Annotated in this window: 20 protein-coding genes and 1 pseudogene; 9 read left to right on the top strand and 12 right to left on the bottom strand. The window is 43.1% G+C overall.

Translation table 11 applies throughout. From position 1 onward, the window contains the following. A pseudogene (locus C0J08_RS12330) lies at nt 1–201 on the top strand (IS110-like element ISSpi6 family transposase); the annotation flags it as partial. Nucleotides 202–466: 265 nt separating this feature from the next. Here C0J08_RS12330 and csrA read toward each other — a convergent pair. Continuing rightward, nucleotides 467–679 carry a carbon storage regulator CsrA gene (gene csrA, locus C0J08_RS12325; RefSeq protein WP_212652265.1) on the bottom strand — a complete coding sequence of 71 codons (213 nt, stop codon included), beginning with the start codon at nt 677–679 and terminating at the stop codon, nt 467–469. A 110-nt stretch (nt 680–789) separates the two neighbouring features. Beyond that, nucleotides 790–1,440: a LexA family protein gene (locus C0J08_RS12320; protein WP_212652264.1), complete on the bottom strand. Its 651-nt coding sequence runs from the start codon at nt 1,438–1,440 to the stop codon at nt 790–792. A gap of 83 nt (nt 1,441–1,523) precedes the next feature. On the opposite strand from C0J08_RS12320, the gene C0J08_RS12315 reads away from it, so the two are divergent. Beyond that, on the top strand, nt 1,524–1,721 hold the full coding sequence (locus tag C0J08_RS12315; RefSeq protein WP_212652263.1) for a helix-turn-helix domain-containing protein: 198 nt from the start codon (nt 1,524–1,526) through the stop codon (nt 1,719–1,721). Nucleotides 1,722–1,946: 225 nt separating this feature from the next. Here the strand turns inward: C0J08_RS12315 and C0J08_RS12310 are convergent, their stop codons facing one another. After that, nucleotides 1,947–2,162, bottom strand: coding sequence for a DUF1127 domain-containing protein (locus tag C0J08_RS12310; protein WP_212652262.1), 216 nt, complete (start codon nt 2,160–2,162; stop codon nt 1,947–1,949). Nucleotides 2,163–2,604: 442 nt separating this feature from the next. Between C0J08_RS12310 and C0J08_RS12305 the strand changes: the two genes are divergently transcribed. After that, nucleotides 2,605–3,159: a YaeQ family protein gene (locus C0J08_RS12305; RefSeq protein ID WP_212652261.1), complete on the top strand. Its 555-nt coding sequence runs from the start codon at nt 2,605–2,607 to the stop codon at nt 3,157–3,159. A 27-nt stretch (nt 3,160–3,186) separates the two neighbouring features. Here the strand turns inward: C0J08_RS12305 and C0J08_RS12300 are convergent, their stop codons facing one another. Beyond that, nucleotides 3,187–3,930: a dienelactone hydrolase family protein gene (locus tag C0J08_RS12300; RefSeq protein WP_212652260.1), complete on the bottom strand. Its 744-nt coding sequence runs from the start codon at nt 3,928–3,930 to the stop codon at nt 3,187–3,189. Nucleotides 3,931–4,049: 119 nt separating this feature from the next. Here C0J08_RS12300 and C0J08_RS12295 point away from each other — a divergent pair, with 119 nt between their 5' ends. The 5 genes from C0J08_RS12295 (at nt 4,050) to C0J08_RS12275 (ending at nt 9,276) form a co-directional block, all read left to right on the top strand. After that, nucleotides 4,050–5,168 carry a tRNA-queuosine alpha-mannosyltransferase domain-containing protein gene (locus tag C0J08_RS12295; RefSeq protein ID WP_212652259.1) on the top strand — a complete coding sequence of 373 codons (1,119 nt, stop codon included), beginning with the start codon at nt 4,050–4,052 and terminating at the stop codon, nt 5,166–5,168. 565 nt (nt 5,169–5,733) lie between these two features. After that, nucleotides 5,734–7,053 carry a YjiH family protein gene (locus tag C0J08_RS12290; protein WP_212652258.1) on the top strand — a complete coding sequence of 440 codons (1,320 nt, stop codon included), beginning with the start codon at nt 5,734–5,736 and terminating at the stop codon, nt 7,051–7,053. Nucleotides 7,054–7,214: 161 nt separating this feature from the next. Further along, nucleotides 7,215–7,670, top strand: a complete 456-nt coding sequence (locus C0J08_RS12285) for a carboxymuconolactone decarboxylase family protein (RefSeq protein WP_212652257.1) — start codon at nt 7,215–7,217, stop codon at nt 7,668–7,670. A gap of 39 nt (nt 7,671–7,709) precedes the next feature. Continuing rightward, nucleotides 7,710–8,486, top strand: a complete 777-nt coding sequence (locus tag C0J08_RS12280) for a helix-turn-helix domain-containing protein (RefSeq protein WP_212652256.1) — start codon at nt 7,710–7,712, stop codon at nt 8,484–8,486. A 31-nt stretch (nt 8,487–8,517) separates the two neighbouring features. After that, entirely contained in the window at nt 8,518–9,276 is a 759-nt protein-coding gene (locus C0J08_RS12275) for a hypothetical protein (RefSeq protein WP_212652255.1), read from the top strand. A gap of 47 nt (nt 9,277–9,323) precedes the next feature. On the opposite strand, the gene C0J08_RS12270 is transcribed toward C0J08_RS12275, so the two are convergent. Both C0J08_RS12270 and C0J08_RS12265 read right to left on the bottom strand, forming a co-directional pair. Next, nucleotides 9,324–9,857, bottom strand: a complete 534-nt coding sequence (locus C0J08_RS12270) for a glutathione peroxidase (protein WP_249344268.1) — start codon at nt 9,855–9,857, stop codon at nt 9,324–9,326. A 93-nt stretch (nt 9,858–9,950) separates the two neighbouring features. After that, a complete protein-coding gene (locus C0J08_RS12265; RefSeq protein WP_212652254.1) occupies nt 9,951–11,264 on the bottom strand; it encodes an alpha/beta fold hydrolase in 1,314 nt (437 codons plus the stop codon). A 316-nt stretch (nt 11,265–11,580) separates the two neighbouring features. Between C0J08_RS12265 and C0J08_RS12260 the strand changes: the two genes are divergently transcribed. Continuing rightward, complete coding sequence (locus tag C0J08_RS12260; RefSeq protein ID WP_212652253.1) at nt 11,581–12,138, top strand: CBS domain-containing protein; 558 nt, start codon at nt 11,581–11,583, stop codon at nt 12,136–12,138. A gap of 125 nt (nt 12,139–12,263) precedes the next feature. Here C0J08_RS12260 and C0J08_RS12255 read toward each other — a convergent pair whose 3' ends face one another. The 6 genes from C0J08_RS12255 to C0J08_RS12230 form a co-directional block, all read right to left on the bottom strand. Beyond that, entirely contained in the window at nt 12,264–13,991 is a 1,728-nt protein-coding gene (locus tag C0J08_RS12255; RefSeq protein WP_212652252.1) for an ArnT family glycosyltransferase, read from the bottom strand. Between the two features lie 332 nt (nt 13,992–14,323). Beyond that, nucleotides 14,324–15,715 carry an NAD-dependent succinate-semialdehyde dehydrogenase gene (locus C0J08_RS12250; protein ID WP_212652251.1) on the bottom strand — a complete coding sequence of 464 codons (1,392 nt, stop codon included), beginning with the start codon at nt 15,713–15,715 and terminating at the stop codon, nt 14,324–14,326. Between the two features lie 12 nt (nt 15,716–15,727). Further along, nucleotides 15,728–17,005, bottom strand: coding sequence for an ectoine hydrolase (doeA, locus tag C0J08_RS12245; RefSeq protein WP_212652250.1), 1,278 nt, complete (start codon nt 17,003–17,005; stop codon nt 15,728–15,730). Beyond that, complete coding sequence (locus C0J08_RS12240; protein ID WP_212652249.1) at nt 17,002–18,261, bottom strand: aspartate aminotransferase family protein; 1,260 nt, start codon at nt 18,259–18,261, stop codon at nt 17,002–17,004. The genes doeA and C0J08_RS12240 overlap by 4 nt, the downstream gene beginning before the upstream one ends. A 54-nt stretch (nt 18,262–18,315) precedes the next feature. Then, on the bottom strand, nt 18,316–19,500 hold the full coding sequence (doeB2, locus tag C0J08_RS12235) for a N(2)-acetyl-L-2,4-diaminobutanoate deacetylase DoeB2 (protein WP_212652248.1): 1,185 nt from the start codon (nt 19,498–19,500) through the stop codon (nt 18,316–18,318). Between the two features lie 523 nt (nt 19,501–20,023). After that, a complete protein-coding gene (locus tag C0J08_RS12230; RefSeq protein WP_212652247.1) occupies nt 20,024–20,719 on the bottom strand; it encodes a DUF4336 domain-containing protein in 696 nt (231 codons plus the stop codon). Nucleotides 20,720–20,795: the final 76 nt, after the last annotated feature.

Below are 20,795 nucleotides of genomic sequence, written 5' to 3'. Positions count from 1 at the left end.
ATCCCTCAGGACACTGTTTATTCATGGAATCAGAGCGATTTTATCGAGGTTAGATAAAGCCGAACTTGTTTTGGGAAGTGGATTGTTGCGTTGCGAGCAAAGAAACCTTTTAACATTGCCGTGGTGGCATTGGCGAATCAGTTAGTACGAATAGCTTGGTCAGTATTAAAGACACAACAAGCGTTTGAAATAAGAGTATAACCCGAGTTTGCAGATGATAAAAAAGATGACAGAACAGTCAGACCACTAGATTGAAGGCCTGACATAAAAAACAGCAGAAAATGCTATGGTTTTTTTGAAGACGATCTAACGCAGATCTCATCGTGGAGCGAGGCGAAGCCTAATATCGACTCCGAATACATTAACGCAAACCAACCTCGTTATCGAAAATATCATTTGTAATAATGAGGCGGACCATACATACATTTTGTAGGGATATTTCTTGAGGAGACTGTAATTAACATGATTACACTGGCTCAGTCTCTTCGAGAGAGTGGTTTTGTGTCTCTTTTGGTTTTTCTGCCTGAATGCGTTTGTAGATTTCTTCTCGATGAACACTGATTTTCTTTGGGGCTTTAATGCCAATGCGAATTTGAGTTCCTTGAATCCCTAATACTGTTACTTCAATATCGTCACCGATATTGATGGTTTCACCTGGGTGTCTAGTAATGACGAGCATAATTCCTATCCTTTGGTTGTGCTTTTTTTAAAATACAACTTATATTGTTGGTGTGTCAACAATGTAAGGTGTTTTTACGTTATCTCGTGGGGGAAGTTGTTGTATATAGTCTAAAGCAAAAATCGAGCTTGAGTGACAACTCCTATGATCTCAGGGGCGCTGCTAACCTCTATTGGTTTATAGTTCGGGTTTAGTGGGGTTAAATAGATTTGGCCTGCATCAATGAAAAGCTTTTTGAATGTGGCCTCATTGCTTCTGGCTAACTTTGCAATAACTAAATCGCCATTATTTGCCGAGAGACTCGGGTCAACTAAAATAAAGTATCCTTCTGGAATGCTAATACCTGAGCTTGCATTCATGCTATCCCCTGATACTTTTAGCCAGAAAGCAGAGACTGGGGTCGATTCTGGGGCGTCTAACCAATTTTCATATTCGATTGTTTTCGTATTGTGTTGAGACCATTTGGCTGCTTGTTCAAAGGTAACAATTGGTCGTAGGTTTGTCTGCTTTGAGCTTAGTTTACTATTGGTGTTGTGATAGTTAGATGGTGGTTCATTCACTTCTGAGATTGACCCCATGAGCAACCATTCTGGATTGCAGTGTAGCTCTTTGGCCAGATTAATTAACTTGCGTGGGTTTTGAGTTCTGCCATCTTCTATCTTCTGTAGCGACTGTTGGGTGATGCCAACGCGCTTCGCTAACTCAGCTTGAGTCAGTTTAAGGTCGATTCTTTTTTGTTTAACGCGGTCTGCAATAGTCATAAATGAATAATTACAACTTTATCTGTATTTGACAAACAATAAAAACTGTCATCAAATACAATTAAGGTTGTTAAGGAGGTCATATGTCAGCCATTGCAAAAGCAGTCGAAATTGTAGGAAGTCAAACGGCACTTGCACAAATTTTAGGTGTTAAACAAGCTCATGTTTGGAATTGGTTACATATTCATAAACGCTCTCCAGCAAGATATATACGCCGTATTTCGCAAGCAACTAAGGGACAAGTTAGCGAAAGTGACTTGTTGAAGGATCATGAGCTGTAGTGTATAGGTTCGTGTTCTACTTTTTTATTATGCGATTGTCCCACAAGGTGAATAATATCAGTGGGTATTAGTAATGACATGCTGCATTTGTTAGGAAATGAATAATGTTTCTGGTGGCTTTATAGGATAAAAAACGCCTTTCATTACCGAATAATGAAAGGCGTTGTTGGCCGTCCGGCCTAATAGTTTACCGTCACCTCAAAGCCATCTAAGGCGACGATCTTATTACCCGTCACTCGGCTGCTCTCCCGGTGGCATTGGTGTTTTCTCATGGCTTGGGCTTTCTAAGTCGTTTTTGCCAGACAAAGGGCGAATCTGTCCATTTTCGCGGTAAAAACCAATATCTTTTAAGTAATGATCATCAAGTTGACGAAACATTTGATGGGTGCGACGAGCTTCGAAGTATTCTTTAGCAGCGTTGAAAAGGGCGATAATACTCATAAGTTTTCTCCAAAATAATGATTTTGGCGGAACTTACGGGGTGATTTCTTACAGAGGTGACCGCGTAAATTCCGCGGTCAATGGTGTATTACACAGGCATTGAACGCGTGCACAAAGTTGTATTTACTCGAGATTTGCATCGAGTAATCATGGAAGAAGTAGAATGATTCAGCGTATATGTTGTCATTTTGCTTCTCCTTAACTTTGGGTTTTAATCGTTGCGTACTGCATTGTGTAATAATTGCTCGTTTGAGCGCCTTTATTGAGCCTTTTTTTTAGACTTATGTCAATAACTTATATAAAAATAACTTTTGTTTTTTTGAATTGATAAATGTCACTTTAATTCTTAATAAAACAATGATTTTGCATCGCTATTATTGTCACTTTTTGCTGTACAATTCCTCGCAATTTTCCTTTAGCTAATAATGTAGTAAGAGATCTCATGGCGATAAAAGCAACAGTTTATAAAGCATCGGTTCAAGTGTCTGATATGGATCGAAACCATTACCAGAGTTATGAATTAACCTTGGCATTACATCCATCGGAGACAGAAGAACGCATGATGGTGCGTTTGGCGGCATTTGCTTTATTGGCTGATGAAAAAGAAGGTGGCGAACAACTTAGTTTCACCAAAGGTATCAGCACTGAAGATGAACCTGATTTATGGCAGAAAAATTATTCAGACGAAATTTTGCTTTGGGTAGAACTTGGTCAGCCAGATGAGAAGCGTCTTCGTAAAGCCTGTGGTCGCGCTCAGCAGGTGGTTGTAGTGAACTACAACGACAAATCTGACATTTGGTATGAGCAAAATAAAGGTAAAAACAGCCGATTCGATAACATGCGAGTGTTGCAATTCCCTGAAGCACAAGTGGAAGCGCTGTCAAAAATCTGCGCACGTTCGATGCAATTGAATGTGACAATTCAAGACGGGGAAATGTGGATCTCTGGTGAGCTAGGCGAATGCGCTCTGACACCAACATGGCGAGATGAGCAATAAGTTCATCTCGCTTGTGATTGTGCTGAATTAAGCCTTGTGCAAAGTGCGCTGAAACAAGGCAACGGCTTTGTTATAGCATTCTAAGGCGAGGGCAGGGTCGTAGCGATCACCTTCGTCACGCATAAACGCATGTTGGCCGTTGAACTCATGCCATGTGAATAAACGGTCAGTATCGATCAATTGCTGATAAATTTTCTGGCGTCCCTCTGTTGGTACATGAGGATCTTGCTTACCCCATACCATGACCAACTCGGCTTGAATTTCCTTGGTGCGGGTAAAAGAATCGTTGCCTTCGTCGCAAGGAATCGTATTGGAATGAATGTCTGTAGCGTATAAACAGAAAGCCGCTTGGATCCGTGGATTCAGTGCTGCACGATACGCCAAATGACCACCTAAACACACACCCATGCTACCAAATTGCCCTGTGCAGTAATCTTGTGGTTCGAAATACTCCAGCATGGCTTGGGTATCACTGTCATGAGCTTCTAGGGTTTTAGTGAATTTGTCAGCGTTGCCTTTGTCTTTACCCGCATCATCATAGCCAAGCACTGTGCCGATCGGATTAAGTTCATGGAAAACTTCTGGCACGATGACCACAAAACCATGACCGGCCATAATGGCGGCAGATCGCGCAATGGGCGCGGTTTGTTGAAAGATTTCAGAATAAAAGAAGATACAAGGAAAGCGTCCTGCAGCCTGAGGGCGATAAACGGTGCAGCGCATAGTGCCTGTTGGCGTGTTAATATCTTGATCGTGACGTTGAATGATCATGTGTTTCCTTAAAGCAGTTCGTAATTTTCCTCCATGATATTCGACCCCATCCCGATGAGCCAGTCGCAAAGTTCAAATAAAGACAAAAGCCAAATATAACCAGTGAGTGAAAAGAATCAGTGCGAATTTTATTGATAAGTGCTTATGAAGCCAGCAGCCATAAAGCATGGGCCAATACCTTGATGAATGGCTTGGGACAACATGAGTGGAGCTATTTGTCACTTCCGCCCCGACATTTTGCTTGGCGTATTCGCGGTAATGCGATGAGTTTTGCCTTTGATCCGAAGTTTAAAGCGATCTTAGAGAAACCGTATGATCTGGTGATCGCCACATCAATGACTGACTGTGTTGGTTTAAAAGCGTTTTGCCCTGACTTGCAAAATTTGCCATGGCTGCTGTATTTCCATGAAAACCAATTTGCCTATCCCGCAAGTGATAAGCAGCAAGGCTTGATTGAAATTCAGATGGTCACTTTATACAGCGCGTTAGCGGCAGATTTGTGTATGTTTAATAGTGAATTTAATAAAGCTACATTCTTTATGGGGGCTCGTGCGTTATTAAAGAAGTTACCGGATTATGTTTCTCCCGACTGGCTCAATGACACCGAAGGCAAAGCGAAAGTGCTTCCTGTGCCTTTGGACTTATCGGTTGCTTTGAAAGAGAGCATCTCTCCTGATGTGACAGGAATTGCGGCTCATGGCGTTAAGCGAGTTAAGTTAGTCTGGTCGGCTCGTTGGGAATTCGATAAGGGGCCAGATCGGCTATTAGCCATTTTACAGGCGCTGGAAAAGCGTAATGTAGATTATGAGATAGCCATTTTAGGGGAACAATTTCGTTCTATTCCCAAAGAGTTTGATCAAATTAAAACTCAGTTTTCTCATCGAATTACGCAATTTGGTTTTGCGCCGAGTCGAGCCGATTACCTCGAGTTTCTTGCCTCGTCAGACATAGTGTTATCCTCGGCTCTGCATGAATTTCAAGGTCTTGCCGTACTGGAAGCCGTGGCTCTGGGCTGCGTGCCAGTATTGCCTAATCGACAGGTGTATCCCGAACTGTTTGGTGATCAATATCTTTACTCAAGTGATTTAATAGATATCGGGCAAGAGGCAGAGCGGGCTGTGGATTTGATTCAGGCAATCATGGAGAACGGCATGGCCGTGCCAGAGGTAAGTGGCTATCAGTCAACTAACTTGTTAACTGGTTATGACACGCTCATTCATAAGTACGGCACGACATAAAGGTGAGAGGTTTGTTATGCCTGTTCGTGAAGGAGGGTGAAAATGAATGACTACCGCTTTTGGTCAATGAAAATAGCTTTTTCTTTCACCACAATGGCTATCAGGTATTGTTGAGTGATTATGTAAGCGACGACATGGAAGTCTCACTAAACGTGCGCTCTGTCACAGTGATGCATGAGGACAAAACAATTTCATTGTTATGCGATGAGTTCGCTGTTAGCCGTTTAACCAACCTGTATAGCTCATCTAATCCAGAGTCTGATCCTTTCCAATTTTCTCTTTCAATTGTATATACAATTTTTCGTTTTTTATTGTTTTTGTATTTTCTATTGGTGAGAAAAAAACTCACATCACATTTGAGTTTGATTCAAATTGGCGCAAATCTCTTTAAATCGCCCTTAATTTGTGCAATATTCTAACCTTTAGTGTTTAAAAATAAAAATAACCCTATTTTAATCTTAGGCAAAAGTCGCTTATTTATACCTCTTTTATATGTATATACATGTTGGTATGTATGTTGCTTTTAGTCTTATGATTAATAATCTTCTCATTAGGAAGTTCTCATATGAATGCTACAGATTTAAAGCGCGGTACTTCGTCTCCTTGGTCTCTATGTAAACTCATTGCGTACAGTTGTATTGGTATTTTTGTCTTTTTTGTTCCGATAACGATCGGTGGGAAAGAAACCATACCACTTGATCACATCGTGTCTTGGCTTAGGAGTGACTTCGGAGAAATGGCAAAGGTTTATGCCATTTTGGTTGTCTTGGCCGGTGGTGTTTATCCTTTTATATCGGGTAGTTGGCGTACCAGTACGACTCAAGTTGTATTGTCTCTTTTTAAAGTGTTGGGTGTTATTACCGCGTTAATGGCGTTTTTTTCTGTGGGGCCTGCCTTTTTGTTTGAAAAAGACATGTTGCCTTTTTTGTTTGGAAAACTCGTTGTACCGGTGGGATTGATCGTACCCATTGGTGCGGTGTTTTTGGCTTTTTTGATTGGCTATGGATTGCTGGAGTTTGTCGGAGTTCTGCTACAGCCTATTATGAAGCCTTTATTTAAAACACCCGGTAAGTCAGCGATTGATGCGGTGGCGTCTTTTGTTGGGAGCTATTCAATTGGTTTGCTAATCACCAATCGAGTATACAAATCAGGCCAATACTCCGCGAAAGAGGCTGCGATTATTGCCACAGGGTTTTCGACTGTATCGGCTACTTTTATGGTGATAGTGGCAAAAACATTGGGATTAATGGAGGTTTGGAATGTATTCTTCTGGGCGACCTTGTTAATTACCTTTGTGGTCACAGCCATCACTGTCCGTTTGTTTCCGCTAAGTAAAATGGACGATTCAGCAGAGAACCGAGAAGTTAATGTGTTTCCACATTCTCGCTTTAAGCAAGCGGCGATAGAAGGACTCCATGTGGCGAATAATGCCCCTTCGATCTGGCGCAATATGCTGCAAAACATCAAAGAGGGCATGTTGATGGCGATGAGTATTTTGCCTTCGATTATGTCAGTAGGCTTGTGCGGTTTGTTATTGGCGAAATATACGCCAGTGTTTGAATGGATTGGCTATTTGTTTTATCCATTTGCTTGGATTGCTCAATTGCCAGACCCTATGATGGTGGCGACCGCATCCGCTACGGGTTTAGCGGAAATGTTCCTTCCTGCCCTGATCGCGGCGAAAAGTGTTTTTGTGGTGAAGTTTGTGGTTGGCGTTGTGTCTATCTCGTCGATACTTTTCTTTTCTGCATCGATTCCTTGTATTTTGTCGACCGAGATTCCATTGAACATTAAACAAATGTTGATTGTCTGGTTTCAACGGGTAGCGTTGACGATTCTTATTGCTTCACCAGTGGCGTTTTGGGCCGAACAATTCATTCAGTAAACGATTTCATTGAGAAAGCGAAATAAAACACGCTGAGCTGATACCCTCTCATCAGTTTGGTGTGTTTTATTCTTTTCTTGTCGAATGTCGAATTCCTTCAATAAATACAGCTTTTCGATCGTTAGGATTGAACTTCAAATGTATTCTTTGGAGATCTCGTTATGTTAAAACGTATCAACTATTATGCTGCTGCACCGCAAGCGATAGAGCTTTTACTGAAGCAAGAAGACATCTTAGGCAAGCAATTCGCACAAATACAAAGCTTAGGTAAGATGACTTTAGAGCTAGTGAAGCTTCGTGTGTCACAAATAAACCAATGTGCTTTTTGTTTGGATATGCATAGCACACAAGCTCTCGAAATGGGGGAAAAGCACGAGAGAATAATTGCCTTAAGTGCATGGCAAGACTCGCCACTATTTTCAGAGCAAGAGCGTCAGGCTTTGGCTTGGGCAGAGCACATTGTTGCCGGTCGTTCTGTTGATGACGTATATTACGAAGAAATGTTAGCCAATTTCGGTGAATCTGGATTAACCTATTTAACGATTGCGATAAATGCTATTTCTAGTTGGAATCGAATTGTAAAAGTGTTTAAACCTGAGGTCGGCAGTTTTCGCTAAATTAAGGCGTTTCTGTTCACCGTGAGTGAGAGGATTAACATGTCATCGCCCTTGTTGTTTGATATCTATTTTCCTCAAGGGCTTCTTTCTTTGTGGTTGCAAGCCATTTGGTCTGCACAAGTCCCAATAGATAAACAAGGTGTTACTCGCCGTTTGGTAGCGGATGCGGGTAGTGGCATCTTGTTTAATCTTGGCGGAGTGCCAGTAAAGATCGATCAGCAAGCCCTCCAAGATCAGGTGATGTTCCAAGCAACGAATCAACATGCTCATCTTATTCATTTGCCATCTGGAACGGATTTAGTTGGTGTGCGTTTTCAGCCTGGAATGGGGCGCTTATTCCAGACAAAATTGGTAAAACAACAAGGCACGACTGACTCACTGGAAGCGTCTGAATTTATTCAATCTTTATTGATGCAATTAAAAGAAGGTTTGAGTTTTCAAGAACGTATCGATTTGTTGAATAAAGCTTTTTATCAGAGAGTTGTTAGCATGACCGATGACCATGATCCTGTGCTGAAAGCGGTAGATTTGTTGCAGCAATCTTCTAGGGTAGATTTATTAGATATGCTCCCACTTAGCCAGCGTCAAATAGAGCGTCAGTTTCAATGCCGTTTGGGTATGTCGCCAAAATACTTTCAGCGATTGCGAAGAGTGCGAGCCGTTTTGTTGGCTTTAAAAAATGTAGAAAATCATAGGAAGTTGGCTGAGCTTGCTATCGAATTCGGCTTTTCGGATCAAGCGCATATGACGCGTGAGTGTCAGTTAATCGCGGGAGTTACCCCAAAGCATTATATTCATCGCAAGCAATTAACATAAGCTGTGTGTATTTTTAGTGGTGCCATGCGCCATGTTTCCTTATCATTCAAACATGACTTCAAAACTGCAATTTACCTCTATTTATCTTCCCGTATTGCTAGTGTTATGGCTCGGGCTGTTCATTGACAGCAAAACAGTGGCTGCGCAAGTTTACTTTAACCAGTGGATTACCAATGGCTTAGTATTGCTGTTTTTTGCGTGGGTGTATTTACGCGTGACCCGTAAAATTAAAAAGCTGATGCTGTACGGTGTTGTCATGGCATTGCTTGGTGAGGTGGTGTTCTCTCTGCTTTTGGGAATGTACGAATACCGACTTGAAAACGTTCCTTTGTATGTGCCGCTTGGTCATAGTTTGGTCTATGCGGCTGTGTTTTATATTCAAAAAGAAAAATGTATCCAAGCAAACAAAGCCCGTGTGGTGTCGTTGCTGTATTGGGGGATGATTGTCTATTCAATCCTATGGTTGGTGTTTGATAAAGACGTGTTTGGCTTTCTTTGCATGTTGGGCGTAGTGTATTTTTTAAGAAGAAAACCAGATAACGAGCTGTTCTTTCTTATTATGTTTTTCATGGTAGTGTATTTAGAATTGCTTGGCACTTATTACCAGTGTTGGCTGTGGCCAGATACTTGGTTTTCGAAAATTGATTTTATCACCAGCAGTAACCCACCTAGTGGTATTAGTGTTTTCTATTTCGGCTTTGATATTGGCTGTTTGTGGATTTATAAAAAGTTGAATGGCAAGAAATGGCGTCGTATGAAAGCCATTCGGCAGTTAAGAATGACTCAGTAGGAAAGGGCAGCAAGCCACTGCACTAACAATGGCTTGCTTGAAAAGACTTATAGATCGGCTTCAATAGCCGCTACTAATGCATCATCTTTCGGTGTGACATCTGGAGAGAAACGTTCTACTTTGCCATCTTTTGTGACTAGGAATTTTTCAAAGTTCCAAACCACTTCTGGTGCTTTGGTCGCTTCGATTTTATGTCCTGCCAGCATCTTCTCCATGGCTTCGCGGTTTGGTGTCACTGGAGCCGCCTCAATCAAGCCTTTGTACAAAGGGTGCTTGTCTTCACCGGTTACCACAATCTTACTGAACATTGGGAAGGTCACGTCGTAAGTTAGGCTACAAAACTCTTGGATTTCGGCATCGCTACCCGGTTCTTGTCCAGCGAAGTCATTCGCAGGGAAGCCAAGAATTTCCAAACCTTGTTCGTGGTACTTCTTGTACAAAGCTTCAAGACCTTCGTACTGTGGTGTTAAACCACATTTTGAAGCCACATTCACAATAAGAACGGTTTTGCCTTGGTATGTGGAGAGGTCGACGCTCTCGCCTTGAATGTTGTTTACGCTTAAATTCAGTGGGTGACCCATAAAAAACTCCTAATTAATGTGTGAGCAATGTTCTGATCTTAGCGCTTTGAGGCGGTAGAGAATGGGGAACAATTGCATAATTGTCTGCGCAATTTATTTTTTGGCTTTTAACGGACCTCCTTGATCTAGCAGTAACTCGCGTAGTTTGCAGAACACTTCGGGTGATTGTCGTACGCCATCGTGCTCGTAGCTGTTGGTAATCCATACTTGGGTGTTGGCTACTTGCTTGGCGGTTTTTAAAGACAGTTCTCGTGGCACATACATATCGTTGTGATATACCGCTGCGACTACAGGTACTTTATTTTGTGCAAGCTTTTCCAGATCGTATAAAGGCGCATAATCTTGATAATCGGCGAGGGCAATTGCTGCACCAGCAAAAGGACGCAAGGATGAGATTTGTTCAAACATCCATGGATACATCATTTCGCCCGTTAGCATAAGCGGCGAATGGGACGCATCAAACTCACTGAATTGTTCACGCAGTTGTTGAGCGGCCCAGCCAGTTTTCTTGTTGGCTTGACCATAAATGCTTTCATGGATGACGGCGAAAAGTGGTCCTTCATGATAGTTGGTATGATTCATCACTTGTTCTAAAAATACATCACTGAGTGTGTTCTTATCACTGCCTGCAAACGCTTCATCGATTAACCAATGCACTTGATCAATCCCCGGTCCCATGCCCAACAAAATACCAATGCTTTGGAATCGTTCTAAGGTAAGTTGATCACCATCAGGTAATAGCACTTTGTCGTCAGTTAAGCACTTTGCAATCTTTGCCATGACCTTGGCGTCTTCTGGGTAGCGAGCGTAGTACTCTTGGTTTTTCTCGATCACGCGCTGGTACGTTAACTGGTACACCTCTTGCGCCGATTCCTCTAAACCTGCTAATCCACCAGTGACATAGCACGCCGCTAGACCTTCAGGTGCATATGATAAATACGCCAAGGTGATAAATCCGCCGTAGCTTTGCCCTAAGGTTTCAAATAATCGTCCGCCATACACGGTTTTGCGTAAATGTTCGCAATCGGCCACTATGCTGTCAGCGCGGAATTTCAGTAGATAATCACGGCCTTCTTCAGCAGACAATTTGCTGATGAGATTGGTATCGATGCGGCTACTGCGGCCTGTGCCACGCTGGTCAATTAAAATGACACGGTGCGTTTTTAGTGCTTCTGCCATCCAGGGTGGTGAGCCTGGCATGGGGCGAGGGGACTTACCACCAGGGCCACCTTGCAAAAACAGTAGTAACGGCAGCTCTTCATCAGCGCGGGTGACATCCACCACCTCACGAGCAAACAACGTAATTTTGTCGCTATGGCTAGATGAATGCCAATCCAAAGGAACTTCCAGTTCATGATTGGTAATGAGCATTCCTTTCATCTTGTATTGTTGGCTGATTGTGTTCATTTTTACCCCGTTATCATGGCCTAGCAATTTAAATAGTGCGTCACTTTACCATTGCCAGATAGCGCTGTTCGAATATTTTTGCGTTAACCTAAAGATAAAAAAACGAATACAAACAATTAGATCCGCCCATTGGGTATGTTTTTGTCTTGGTGTATGCTGAAAATAGCAGGAGGATACGATTAGTATTGCTCTTGAAATTTGCAATTGTTATTTTTAGTAGCAATCTATTACTCTAAACAAAATGATTAGTTATGATTATGGGTAGATACATTCCATATTAGATTTATGATTTGACCGCGCTACGGAGTGCCTTTATATGAAAAAACTAGACTTTTACCCAACAACCGACATTGATGAATTGGCTTGGCCTGAAGAGAATTTCGATCTTACAATAGAATCTTCTGCATTACTTTTTTTCACTGATTTCCAAGACAACAAACCTTTGGTTGTTGAGTCCACATTACCAGTACTTACCGCCAAAGAACTTATGCAAAAAGAACACGTGCGTTTGAAGTTTGTGATCGATGATAAGAAACAGTTTATTGGAGTGGTCAGCTCTGATGATATTATCGAACGCAAAATTGTACAGAAAGTGTCTGAGGGCATAGAGCGGTCTGAAATTGTCGTCGCTGATCTTATGACGGCTAAAAAGAACCTAAAAGCATTAGATTGGCAGGACATTTCCAAAGCGAGCATTTCAGATGTAATTAATGCCTTGAAAAACAACGGTGAACGCCACTGTTTGGTTCTCGACCGTGAAAATCATAAGATCCGTGGTATTTTCTCTGCCAGTGATATTTCTCGCCGATTGCGCCTAAATATCGATATTCAAGAAAAAACCAGCTTCTCTAAAGTATTTACTGCAACTCTCTAACGTTCAAATAGGGCTCGTGTATGTGCCTTATTTTCTCCATAGCCTTTTATCTGCTCATTTCGATACGCTTAATAAAAGGTTATGGAGTCCTCTCGACCCTTTTCTCAAATCGGAAAATAGCTGTTTTAGTTAACACTTCCCTTTAGCCAAAATACGGCATCTTTGACTTTATCACTACGAGGATGGCCAATGACCAGTACTTCATAAGGTATATCATTGGACAAACCAATATAGCTTAATGGTTCTTGTAACGTGTTGTTTCGGTCAATAAGTAAATATTCATAGTCTTTATCTTTGCCTTCTAGAATGCGTTTTGCACGCTCTTTATCGACTAATGGAACGGGCCACTCTTCATAAAGATAAAAGATGGAAGACATGGTTTCTGTAAATCGAATGCCTGCAGTGCGAGCGCGTTTTTCATCCGGAATTTGTTGCACGAGTGTATGTAGGTCTTTTTTCATATCTTTGGCAATGTCTATAGCGACAAACAGATGATAAAAATTAGCAGTAAAAAATAAACTGGTAATGAGGGCCAATTTTGTCCAGTTAGGCCAACGAGTAGCTTCTACTTTTATCATCAGGGCAATGGCCAATATGACCCAAAGTGCGGTCATTTGCCAGGTGCTGAGCCATTCCATCAGAGCTGTTGGAATTTTATCGCTTGGCAAATGCTTAACCCATAAAGGTGTTACCGCAAAGATGGCTAGAAGTAATAGCATTATGGTTAAGCAAAGACGCCGATACCAAGTTACCCAGCTTCCTTGTATTTTCATTGCGACATCTGCTGCTAATAATGCAAACAAAGGCGTCAAAGGTGCTAGATACATAGAACGTTTGGTAGATGAATAAGATAAAATCACTACGGCAAATATAAACCAGAAAAATAGAAATGCTTCGACCCAATGTATATGAGATCGTGTGATCAGTTTTTTTGCCGAAATAATTAAGCTGATAGCTAAAAATATTATCCAAGGAAAGCTGTATTCAAAAATACCACTGACATAAAAAAATGGCTCGCCTTGATGATTATGACCTAATGTTCCTGTCGATGCTCCTGTCATGCGACCCACTTGATTTTCCCAGAACCAAGCATGCCAAAGTTCAGGCGACGCCTGCAGATAAAAAGGGTAGACCCAAGCACCAATCACCAAACACATGATGAGCAGAGCGGTAAAATGATAAAGAGCAACCGTTTTCCAAGGTGGGGATTGATAAGTGTTTTCATGCTTTCTTAAATACACATAGCGCATAAAAAGCGCTAACCAAGCCGGTGCGATGCAAATAGCAATCGCAATAGGGCCTTTGCTTAAAAAAGCAAGTCCAGTTAATGCCCCAGCTAATAACAGATAGCGCATCTTTAAATTGAGATAGGCTTCGGCAAAGGCCCAAATAGCCGCAATAGAAGTAAACACCAGTGCAGCATCAACACGTAACCAATGAAAATTTACGATAAAACCTTCTAATGTTGCTAGCACGCCAAGGCTGACCCAAGCGTATTCTCGGTTTCTGATCAGACATGCTAGACGAAAGGTAACCGCTAAAGAACCCAAACAGAATACTGCAAGGCCTAGTCGTCCTGCCATCACTGGATCTAAGCCCGTTAAGTGCATTAGAGAAACAGCAAAGATAAAAAATAATGGAGGCTTTTCAACGAAGGGAATGTCTGCAAATTGGGGAATAATAAAATTACCAGAAAGGTACATATTTTTCACGATGGCCGCTACACGGGGTTCATCAGGCGTCCAGACATCGTGGTTGAATAACCCGCTGAAGACAACCAAGGCAATAGAAATCAGTAAAATTATTTTCCAAGGAGCAGAGGCATACCACTTTATTAAATTGACATCACGCAATTTGAACTCCAAAAATAAATGAATAGCTGGTTAGAATATGAATTCTTTGTGAACCTTTAGAGACATTTTCTAGGTTATGTGACAATTTTTTAGAAAAAAATTTATTGAGTTAACTTCTCAATATTATTATTTATTCTGTATAAAAAAAGTGAATTGAACAGAATACCTTGCTTATTTTCTTGCACTTTTATTCCTTTATTCAAACAGATTACATAGAGATCATAAAGAGATGAATGAATTAGTTTTTTAGTAGAGGCAGGCAGTGGTTTTATCAGCAGGATAAAATAGAGCCTCGATTGAGGCTCTTGAGAGGGAGATTACTAAGTAGATTTTTAAGCGATCCAGACTTGTTGAACATTCACAAATTCGCGTATGCCTTGTGGGCCAAGTTCACGGCCATAGCCTGATTTCCCAATGCCACCCGATGGCAATCTTGGGTCACTTTTAACGATGCCATTGACGGCGATTTGACCGGATTGCAGTGTTTCAACCGCTTGATCAATGTCGGTTTGGCTTTGAGTCCAAATACTGGCACCGAGTCCATATTCGGTGTCGTTAGCCAGTTCCAATGCATCATCAATGGCGTCAATCGGCGTCACGCTGAGTACAGGGCCAAAGGTTTCTTCTTCAAACACGGCCATGCCCGGTTTTACATCGACCAACAGGGTTGGAGGATAAAAGAAGCCAGAACGAGAAGGTAGGTCGCCACCGGTTAAACAGCGGGCTCCAGCATCAATGCTTTGGCACACTTGATGATGTAACTGATCGCGTAGGTCTTCCCTTGCTAATGGACCAAGGTTATTGCTTTGATCTCTTGGGTCACCGCATTTTAGCTTGCTAAAGCGTTCTCTCAGTCCGTCACAAACTTCGCTATAAATAGACTTTTCGACGAATAAACGTTTCACGGCAATGCAGGATTGACCCGCATTAATCATGCGCGAGAGGGTGATAATATCCAGCGCTTTTTCTAGATCCGCATCGGCCATCAGAATGCAAGGGTCAGAACCGCCCAATTCCAATACCGCCGGTTTTAACCCAGCGGCCGCTTGTGATGCAATAAATTGTCCCGCTTTACTTGAGCCGGTAAAAGAAACCGCTTTGACTTTTGGGTGGTCGATCATTTTACTGGCGACCGAATTGGCCACGGCTAAGTTCGCCACCACATTTTCAGGAATCCCCGCGTGATAAAAACATTCAACCAGTTTGTTTGCTGTCGCAGGGACATTCGGATCGGCCTTTAATACACAAGTATTGCCCGCCATCAAAGCGGGCGCCAAAAAGCGTAAAGCCAACCAGACAGGGGCATTCCAAGGCAAAATGCCCAAAACCGTGCCAAGCGGAGGGTACTGCACATAGCTGTGGCTGGCATCCGACTCTAGGGTTTCTGGCGTTAGGAAGGCCTCACCGTTATCCGCATAATATTCGGCACACCATGCACTTTTCTCGACTTCCGCCACACCTTCTTTGATGGGTTTGCCCATTTCCAGCGCCATTAAATCCGCCAGTTCGTGTTTGTTATCCCGCAGTGAAATGGCAACCGCTTTTAGGAATGCGGCACGTTTCGCAAAACTTTGTTTTTTCCATTCAAAGAAGCCATTGGCGACTTTATCGATGACAGTTTGTGCTTCATCGAGTGTGAGCGCGACATAAGAAGGTAGCGCTTCGCCTGTTGTAGGGTTCACACTGTCTAATGTCGCACTTTCTAACTTGGCTGCTGTTAACATTGTCACCTCCTGTTAGCTTGCCGCTTTTTCGGCTTGCTTGGTGTTCGATTTCGTTTTCTTGGTGTTTTCTTTAACAGGTGCCGTGCTCGACAGATCTATGGTGTTGCTTTCTTGAGCTTCCATTGCTGCGGCCTTTACAGTGAAGTCTCGATCCAAAGTAAAGAAAGAACGGCAACCATCTTCGGTAATTTCGATAGTATCAGAAATACCACAGGTTTTATCACCTTCGATGCCCCACATCCATGGGATCATATGAAAGGTCATGCCCGGTTTTAGCACGGCAGAATTGCCTTGTTTTAAACTGATAATGTAGCCTTCGTCCCAGCTGGGTGGAAAGGCGATACCAATAGAATAACCTGAGCGAGTAATTAAACTGGCGCCTACTTGGTTGTCCATGATGATGTTTCGTACCATGTTATCCACGTCTGACACGGTCATGCCCGGTTGGACTACGCGATGGATTTCATTGAGCGCACGCTTCATGATTTCTTGGGACTGATACATGGCATCGGACAATTCGCCTAGAATCACGGTGCGCATCATGGCGGTATGGTAGCGTCGATAACAGCCGCCGACTTCTAAGAACACATGTTCGCCCGCTTGGACTTTGCGTCCTTCAAACGTCGCGTGGCCAATCATGGTTCGTGGGCCAGAAGTGACATAGGGCATAACGGCTGGGGTTTCGCCACCAGCGCGAAACATGGCGGCCGCGATTTCTGCACCAATTTCGTTTTCTGTGATGCCCGGATGACAGGCTTCTATGCCTGCTTTCATGCCCGCTTCAGTCGCAAGCGCAGCGCGGCGCATGACCATGATTTCTTCTTGAGATTTACAGATCCGACCTTCTTCCACAATGCCGAAACAGTCCATCAACTTCGCGTTTTTCAGTGTGGTATGAATGCAATCCTGTTGATAAGCCGGGAAGAAGTAGCTATTGCGCTCATAACCAATGCGTTTATCCGCCAAACCAAACTCGCGCAGTGCATCCACCAACATTTGGATCGCATCACCCGTATCTGGGTAGGGGCGGGTTAATTCCACCCATGTTCGAGCGAAAATATTGGATTCCTCCAGTGCTCGAGTGATCATGAAAGGTTCTTTTTCGAGCGGAATCACCAACGCCTGAAAGAAGGAATAGCCCGTTGTTTGGTAATCGGTTAAATAGGCAATGTTCTCTGGATCGGTAATCACAATAGCGTCCAGCCGACGCTCGGCAATCCGAGCACGCAACTCATCTAAACGGCGCTGATATTCAGCGAAAGTAAATGTCATATCATCACGTTCAATCATGCTGCTTTCTCCATTACAAAACGTACTGCGCTTTTCAGAATATCCAAGCCTTCCGCTAAATCGGCTTCTGGAATAGTCAAAGGTGGAATGATCTTCAATACTCGACCACCGCTACCGCATGCGCCTAACATCAAACCTTTTTGGAAACAGCGTTGCACCACTTTCGCTGCGACTTCGCCACTGCCCATGTCTAAGCCAAGAATCAAGCCTTTACCGCGTAGTTCTTTGGCGCTTTTTTCGCTCACTAAAGGTTCCAGTGCATCGCGTACGGCTTTTACTTTTTCTGAGACTTCAGACATGAGTTTGTCATCTTCAAAGTAATCTAAGGCCACTTCACCTGCGACGAAGGACAAGTTTTGTCCTCGGAAAGTGCCAGTGTGCTCACCGGGCGACCAGTGCTTGTCTAAGTCAGGGTGTACCAAGTTCATTGCCATGGGCGTACCTGCGCCACCAATACCTTTGGCTAGGGTAATAATGTCCGGTTGGATGCCCATGTCATCAAAGCTGAAATACGAGCCCGTGCGGCCGCAGCCCACTTGAATGTCGTCGACGATCAACACAGAGCCAAATTCTTTGGCGATTTTCTCTAGTTTCTGCATCCATTCTTTGCTGGCAACGTTGACGCCACCTTCTGCTTGGATGGTTTCGACCATGAAGGCGGCAGGTGGCTTGATACCGCTTGAAGGGTCACGGTATTGGCTTGCCAAGGTATCTAATGCCGCTAGTGAGGACGCATGGTCGTGCTCTTGATCAAACAATTCGTGACTAACGTGCAGTAGTGGAACACCAGACGCTTGTCGGAAATATTCGTTTGCGGTTGCAGCCAGTGCGCCCAGCGTCATACCGTGGAAGCCTTGGCTAAAGGCAACAATGTTATGTCTTCCGGTTGCTTTGCGTGCCAGCTTCATCGCGGCTTCGACGGCGTTAGTGCCAGTGGGTCCCATGAATTGCATGCGATGAGGCATGTTTCTCGGTTTTAGAATGACATCGGTGAATTTTTGCATGAAATGGGCTTTTGCTTGGGTTTGCATGTCCAAGCTATGGAGTACGCCATCTTTTTGCATGTAGTCGATCATGGCGTCTTTCATTTTTGGGTTATTGTGACCAAAGTTCAGTACCCCAGCGCCAGCGAAGAAGTCGATGTATTCTTTGCCACTTTCATCGGTCTGACGAGCGTTTTTTGCCGTAACAAAAACCGTTGGGTACGTGCGAGCGTACGCTCGAATGTTGGATTCTCGTTGTTCGAAAATAGTCATAACGTCTCCTATCAATCTTATTGGTAAAGATTGCTGGTTAGTGTTTTTGGGTTGTTACTCTTGTAGTGAGTGCTTGGGTAGTGATTGATCGGCAAGGCCAGCAAGTTGGCAAAACCATCGGCAGACATCGGCAATCAATCGGTCATTGAAATCGTAATGTGGACTGTGGCAAGCCACGTTGTGCCCCTCGCCGTCATCACTGCCTATCAGAGCAAAAGCGCCGGGAATGGCTTGGAGATAGTAGCTAAAGTCTTCCGAGGCCATGATAGGAAGGGCTTGTCCATGTTCGAGAGCCTGATCGCCATAAAGTGATTGCCAAACATGGCGTGCATGGGCAGCTTGGTCTTTATGATTGATGGTGGCTTGATAACGCATATCATGTTCTACAACGCATTCCACGCCATACGCGGCGGCCGTTTGCGTCGCTACTTCGGTAATGTGCTGATTAATGTTTTGACGTGTTGACTCATCAGGTACACGAATGCTGCCGCTTAACGTCGCGGTTTCTGGAATCACGGTGGGTGCCGTTCCGCCGTGTATTTGTGTGACACTGATGACGGCAGTGGCTTGTGGGGCAATGCGTCGACTGACGATCTGTTGTAACGCCAGATTCACGGCGCTGGCCGCAAGAATGGGATCTGCGCACAATTCCGGCTGGCTAGCGTGACCACCGCGACCTGTAAATTCGATCGTAAAAGTACCGTTGCCGCACATGACAATATCATCTGGGCAGGCCAGAGTACCGTAGGGGAGAGCTGGCCAGTTGTGCCAACCATAAATTGCACCAACGTTATCTAATGCCCCATCCTTGATCATTTCACGGGCACCATGAAATCCTTCTTCCGCAGGCTGGAAAATCAATACCACGGGTTGAGGAAGGTCCGCTTCAAATTGCTTTAACCATCGTGCTGTTGCGAGCAAGGTGGCGGTGTGGCCATCGTGGCCGCAAGCGTGCATACAGCCTTGGTTGACGGATTGCCACTCTTTCCCTGTTTGCTCGTCAATGGGTAGGGCATCCATGTCACCGCGTAAAGCGATTGCTGTGCCTTTAGCCTCTTTGTTTAACCACGCGATCGTGCCAGTATCGGCACAAGCACGCCATGGGATATCCATCGCATCCAGTTGGCTACGCACGAGTTGAGCCGTATTTCTTTCTTGCCAGCTTAGCTCGGGATGAGCATGCAATTGCTTACGCAAGTTTTCAGCAAAGATAATATTGTCTTGCCATAAACTCTGCATAATACCTCCCTGAAATATATTGGAATAAATCGCCTGCGATTTAAATGGCTTACTACAGTAGTAATTAAATAATGACAGGGTTGCAAGTGGTGGGAATTAAAATAATGTTAACGTTTTATCCATTTTTTAATAAATTTAAACCAAATAAAGTCAAAAAAAACGCTCAAAACAAACACATAGAGCAATAAGTAAAAAGTTAAAAAAATATTAAAAATTCACATTTCTGCCAAGAGTGTTAGTGTCTTTTTGTGCGCCAAAAATGCGCGTAAACGCCCTAAAATTAAGCGTTTTATTGAAAATTGGTTCTGTTTATCTCTAATGATTAGTTATATAAGTTTTTTACTATTTAAATTTAGAGGTCTAATGGTGTTTGTGGTTATTTATTTGTTCTCAAAGTTAATTATTGTTAATGAGGTATTTTTAATTTAAAAATATTAGTGTGAATGTATTTTATGGCTGGATAAATAGATTGGCTAAAAATGTTTTGGCGCCATATAAAAATATAGCGCCAAAATAATGAGGTTTACTGTAACCAGTGAAAGGATTTTTTTAAAAAACTGACGGCGTTTTTCTGAATCCATTCTCCATGAGCAAGAATGATTCTGTCTGGCTGCCAATTGATCATGGTTTGTAGGCAGTCTCTTGCTACTTCTTTTCGCCCAATAAAAGTCATTCGCCAATCGATGGGCATTTTGCCATTTGGGCTTACGATGCCAGTCATTTGGGCTAGCAACTTCTTAATGCCTTTGAAGTGATTCGGGTGAAAGTTTTCAATCAGATCAGTGACAATCAATGTCTTTGATTCTTTATGGAAAAAAATCACTTCCTCCATGACCTTGCTGCCTTTAAAAATCAATTGGTCTATTTCTTCTTGCCACGCCAATTCAGGTGAATTTTGCAAGGCGCTATCAAAGTCTAAGTCTGGACGCTTTTCTTCTAACCCTGGCGGTGCGTAGGATTTCGCTTCAGGGTATTGTGTCATCCATTCTTGCATAAACAGATGATGAATTTTATTCGGAGAGACAAGGTAAGATACCTTGCCCAGTTCGTTCACATCCTTGATGAGCTCATCACTGATTTTTGCTGGTGAATGAATCCATATCTCCCCAGAATTTAAGCGAATAACGGTCATTCTAGTGGTGTAGGGCATGGTGTACCAAGAAACAGTGGCACCATCATGGATCCAAATATTGTCTCCAATTTGTTGTAACGTCTTCATGATTATCCTTATCAAAACAAGTAGTAGATGAGTAACTCGTTGTTTTCACACGCCACTAAAATACCACATGAATTAT

The sequence above is a fragment of the Marinomonas sp. CT5 genome, assembly GCF_018336975.1.
Classification (GTDB): Bacteria; Pseudomonadota; Gammaproteobacteria; order Pseudomonadales; family Marinomonadaceae; genus Marinomonas.
The sequence above is the reverse complement of the archived record's forward strand: the minus strand, read 5'-3'. Positions and strand labels throughout refer to the sequence as shown.